This is a genomic window from Corallococcus sp. AB030, assembly GCF_003668965.1.
GTDB classification, from domain to species: Bacteria; Myxococcota; Myxococcia; order Myxococcales; family Myxococcaceae; genus Corallococcus; species Corallococcus exiguus.
In genome coordinates, this window is record NZ_RAWQ01000351.1 from 1 (window position 1) to 5290 (window position 5290).

Here is a 5290-nt window from a genome sequence, read left to right on the forward strand (position 1 = left end):
GCCTGTCAGTCCGCGTTGGTGGGAGGGGAGGGGGGGACTGGAGGCGCGTCCGGGCCGCCCTGCTCGCGCTCGAGCTTGCGGTAGATGGTGCGCGCGGCGATGCCCAGCAGGCGGGCGGCGAGCGTCTTGTCCCCGCGCGTGTGGCGCAGGGTTTCGTGGATGACGCGCCTTTCGATCTCCTCCATGGGCGTCCCGATGGGGATGACCAGCTGGCCGGCGGAGCCCAGGGGCCCCTTGCGCACGGACTCCGGCAGGTCGCTGGCCTCCAGCACGTCCGTGCGGGCCAGCACCACGGCGCGCTCCACGGCGTGCTCCAGCTCACGCACGTTGCCGGGCCACGCGTAGTTCTCCAGCACGCCCAGGGCGTCCGGGGAGAAGCCGCGCAGCACCTTGCCGTTCTTCGCGGAGAAGCGGCGCAGGAAGGCCTCCGCCAGGAGCGGGATGTCCTCGCGGCGCGACGCGAGCGCGGGCACGCGGATCTCCACCACGTGCAGGCGGTAGTAGAGGTCCTCGCGGAAGCGCCCTTCGGCGACCTCCTTCTGCAGGTCCTTGTTGGTGGCGGCGACCAGCCGCACGTCCACCTTCACCGTCTGCGTGCCGCCCAGCCGCTCCAGCTCTCCCTCCTGGAGCACGCGCAAGAGCTTCACCTGCGCGGAGAGGGGCATCTCGCCCACCTCGTCCAGGAAGAGGGTGCCGCCGCTGGCGCGCTCGAAGCGGCCCTCTCGGCGGGTGACGGCGCCGGTGTACGCGCCGCGCTCCACGCCGAAGAGCTCCGCCTCCAGGATGCTCTCTGGAATGGCGCCGCAGTTGACGGCGATGAAGGACTGCTTCGCCCGGGCGGAGTGCTCATGCAGCGCTCTGGCGGCCAGCTCCTTGCCGGTGCCGGATTCGCCCAGCAAGAGCACCGTGGCGGTGGAGGGCGCCGCCTGGCGGATGGTGTCCAGCATGGCGCGGAAGGCGGGGGACTGGCCCACCATGGCGCGCCCGCCCGAGGGGTTGATCTCCGCGAGCTTCGCCTTGAGGGAGGTGTTCTCCTGGACGAGCGCCTGCTTCTCCAGCGCCTTCTGCACGGCCTTCACCAGGGCGTGGCGCTTGAGGGGCTTGGTGATGAAGTCGTAGGCGCCGTCCTTCATGGCGGCCACGGCCGTCTCCACCGTGCCGTAGGCGGTCATCAGCACCACCTCCACGTCCGGGCGGATGGCGCGGCTGGCCTTGAGCAGTTCCTGGCCGTCCATGCCGGGCATCATCAGGTCGGTGACCATGACGCTGACCTCGGGGCGCCGGAGCATCTCCAGCGCCTCCGTGCCTTGCGCGGCGGACAACGTGGCGAAGCCTTCCCGCTGGAAGATGCGGGCGACGGAATCAAGGTTGGCGCGGTCGTCGTCGACGACCAGGACCGTGGGAGATGTCATGGGAGTGCGGGGCCTCTCAACACTGCCCTGCAATCCCCATTCCCATCAGGCCTGCTCTTCGTCCGGTTCCATGGGCCCGCCGCCCATGCGGCCAATGTCCTCGCGGCGCACCTTGTCCACGTTGAAGCGCAGGGCGCTGGTCAGCATGCGGCGCACGGTGGTTTCGAAGGTGGGAGGTGGGCCGTCCTTGCGAAAGCGCAGGAAGTTGAGCCGGGCGACGACGAAGTTCTTGAGGTAGGGGCTCTGGAGGCCTCGCTCCTTGAGGGCGTTGACGACGGCGACCACCGCGTCGTCCAGCTCCAGCAGCTGCTCCGCCTGGGCGTCGCGCACGGCCAGGGCCTGTGCCAGCGGCACGTCCTGGAAGCCGTCCACCACCTTGACGAAGGGGTGGTAGGCGCCCGCGGAGAAGCGGGGGCGCTTCTCGTAGGCGGCGCCCAGGGTGAGGAAGGAGGGCTCCTCGAAGAGGTGGGAGAAGGCGGACTCCTTGCCCTGGCGGTTCGCGCCGACGAGGCCCCGCGCCATGCGGATGACCTCCAGCGAGCGCTCCTTCAGGTTGTGGGCCTTCTCCGTGTTGAGGGCGAGGATTTGGTAGGCCACGTCCTCGTCCGGCAGGAGCAGCGCGACGATGGACTTCGCGCCCAGCAGCTTGCTGGCGTTGAGGCGGTGGTTGCCGTTGGGCGTCCAGTAGCGGCCGTTCATGCGCACCGCGATGACAGGGTCGAGGAAGCGGTCCAGGCGCTCCATGGCGGTCGCGAGCCGTTTGACGTGGGGCTCGGACAGGTCGCGCTGGTAGGGCGTGGGCTCCACCTTGTCGATGGGGAGCACGGCGAAGACGACGGGGTGTCCGCCCAGCGGGTCGCGGTAGACGGACAGCACCTGTCCGCCGTCCTCGCGCACGGCCTGGAGGAGGGCGTCGGGGAAGGCCACGGCCTCGCTCGCCACCTCCGCCGCGCTCAGGCCCCGCGACTTCGGTTCGGCCTTCTTGCGGCGCGGCTTGCGCGGCGTGGCCGACTTCGACTTCGCGGGGGCGGACTTGCGAGCGGACTTCGCGGCCATGCGCACGGACCTCGTACCGTTGGGGGAGGAGGTCCGCGAGCGTAGGCGACCGGGCCGGGCTGGCTACGCGCCCGACACGGTGAGCTGTCGGAAGCGGACAGTGGGCGCACCCACGCTGCCACCCCGGAACTGGAGGTCGCTGCCCACCGCGTCCACGTCCTTCAACATCTGGAGGAGGTGGCCCGCGACGGTCACCTCCTGCACCGGGTGGGTCAGCTCACCGTTCTCGATCCAAAGGCCGTTGGCCCCGCAGGACATGTCCCCGGACACCGGATCCGCGCCGTGGCCCAGCAGGGCGGTGACGTAGAGGCCCTGGGGCACTTCGCGGATCAGCTCCTCCGGCGTCTTCGTGCCCTTCTCCAGGTAGAGGTTGGTGGTGCCGATGCCCGGCAGCGCGCTGTAGCCGCGCGACGCGTTGCCCGTGGTGCGCGCCTTCGCCTTGCGCGCGGTGAAGGCGTCGTAGAGGAAGCCGGACAGCACGCCCTGATCCAGGATGGGCGTGCGGCGCGTGGGGACGCCCTCTCCGTCGAACGGCGCGGTGGCCAGGCCCCGGGGCAGCAGGCCGTCATCCACCAGCGTGACGTGCTTTCCCGCGAGCCGCTTGCCCAGGTGGGGCGCGAGCACGCTGGACTGCTGGTACACGGCGTTGCCGTTGGCGGCCTGGGACAGGTTGCCCACGAAGCTCGCGGCCACCAGCGGGTCGAACACCACCGGCACCTGCTGCGTCTTCACCGGCTTCGCGCCCAGCATGCGCACGGCGCGCTTCGTGGCCTCGCGGCCGATGGACTCGGGCGACTCCAGGTCGTCCAGGAAGCGCTTGTAGTCCAGCCAGTAGCCCGTCTGGAGCTGCCCGTTCTGCGACGCCACCGGCACCGCGACCAGGTACACGTACGTGCCGGAGTAGCCGCCGGACGTGCCCTCGCTGGACGCGAGGTACACCTCCGCCACGAAGTCACCGGCGGACACGGAGTCGAAGGTGACGACGCGCGCGTCCTGGGCCCGGCCCGCGCGCTCCGCCTCCAGCGCGGCCTGTATCTTCCAGTCCCCGGGCAGGTTCGCGACCTTGGGGTCGAAGAGGATGCCGGTGTCGCCACGCTTGCCCAGGTCCTTCGCGCCGGGCAGGCCGTTGAGCTTGTTGGGCGCGGCGGCCTCCGCCAGTTGCACGGCCAGGTCCACCACGCGCTCCAGGCCCGCGGGCGTGAAGTCGGACGTGTACGCGAAGCCCAGCCGGTCCTTCACGATGACCCGGATGCCCAGGCCCTTGCTGGTGGCCTCCGTGAGGTCCTCAATCTGCCCTTCGCGGACGCGCACGCTGCTCTGGCGGCCCACCTCCAGATACGCCTCCGCCTGCTTCGCGCCCTTCTTCACGGCGCGCTGAACGACCTTCTTCGCGAGCTGTTCGTAGTTCACGGTTGTCCTCAGCCGACCTTCGTTCCGCCCACGGTGACGTTGTCGATGCGCACGGTGGGCAGGCCCACCCCCACGGGCATCATCTGCCCGTCCTTCACGCAGACGCCCATGCCGGGGTCCGGCATCGGGTCGCAGCCCACGCGGCTGATGTTCTTCAGCGCCTCCGGCCCCACGCCAATCAGGATGGCGTTCTTCACCGGGCGGCCCAGCTTGCCGTCTTCAATCTGGTAGGCCTCGCTGACCTCGAAGACGAAGTTGCCGTTGCTGATGTCCACCTGGCCTCCGCCGAAGGTGGCGCAGTACAGCCCGCGCTTCACCTCCTTGAGGATGTCCTCCGGCGCGTGGTCTCCGGGCGCCAGGAAGGTGTTCGTCATGCGCGGCAGGGGCAGGCTCTTGAACGACTCCCGCCGGCCGCTGCCCGTGGAGCGCTGGTTCATCAGCTTCGCGTTGAGCTGATCATAGAGGTAGCCCTTGAGGACGCCGTTCTCGATGAGGACCTTGCGCTCGCCGGGCACGCCCTCGTCGTCGATGTTGATGGAGCCGCGCGCGCTGGACACCGTGCCGTCGTCGATGACCGTCACCAGCTCCGAGGCCACCTTCTCCCCCAGCTTGCCCGCGAACAGCGACGTGCCCTTGCGGATGAAGTCCGCCTCCAGGCCGTGGCCCACGGCTTCGTGCAGGAGGATGCCGCTCCAGCCCGGCGCCAGCACCACCGTCTGCGGCCCCGCCACGCAGTCCACCGCGCCCAGCGTGGCGATGGCCTGGCGCGCGGCCTCCTCCGCCACGGACTCCGGCGTCACGCCGTCCCAGTAGCTGAAGGACACCCGGCCGCCGCTGCCGTACATGCCGGTGCGCCGCTCGCCGTTCTTCCCCAGCGCCACCACGTGCACGCTCATGCGGGACTGGTCCTGCGTGTCCTCGCTGAAGCGGCCGGTGGTGTTGGCCACGGCGATGCGCTTGGTCTGATCCACGTAGGACGCGTTCACCTGCTGGATGCGCGAGTCGAAGGCGCGGGCCGCCGTGTTCGCGCGGGTGAGGAGCGCCGTCTTGCGCGCCACCGCCACGTCCTCCAGCGGCTGGGCCACGCGGTAGTGGCTGGGCACCGGCACGCGCTTGACGGGGTAGGCGCGCTCGGAGCCGCCGCCCTGGGCGATCATCGCGGCGGTGCGCGCGGCGCGGACGAGCGCGGCCTCGTCCCAGTCGTCGGAGTAGGCATAGCCCACCTTGGCCCCGGCGATGACCCGCACGCCCACGCCCTGCACCAGGCCCACCTGCGCGCTGCGGATGCGCTGCTCCTCCAGCACCACGGCGGTGGTGGACGTTCGCTCCACGTACACCTCCGCGAAGTCCGCGCCCCGGCCCATGGCTTCCGCCAGCAGACGTTCCAGGAGACCGGGGGGCAGGAGCGGGGA

4 protein-coding genes are annotated in these 5290 nt (G+C 70.5%); all 4 read right to left on the minus strand.

All coding sequences use genetic code 11. The features are described from left to right. Positions 1-5: 5 nt before the first annotated feature. Positions 6-1412, minus strand: a complete 1407-nt coding sequence (locus tag D7Y15_RS41975; RefSeq protein WP_121756064.1) for a sigma-54 dependent transcriptional regulator — start codon at positions 1410-1412, stop codon at positions 6-8. Positions 1413-1457: 45 nt separating this feature from the next. Beyond that, entirely contained in the window at positions 1458-2468 is a 1011-nt protein-coding gene (locus D7Y15_RS41980) for a ParB/RepB/Spo0J family partition protein (protein WP_120581417.1), read from the minus strand. Positions 2469-2531: 63 nt separating this feature from the next. Beyond that, a complete protein-coding gene (locus D7Y15_RS41985) occupies positions 2532-3878 on the minus strand; it encodes a TldD/PmbA family protein (RefSeq protein ID WP_121756065.1) in 1347 nt (448 codons plus the stop codon). Positions 3879-3886: 8 nt separating this feature from the next. Further along, a partial coding sequence (locus tag D7Y15_RS41990; protein WP_199733982.1) for a metallopeptidase TldD-related protein occupies positions 3887-5290 on the minus strand: 1404 nt, incomplete at its 5' end.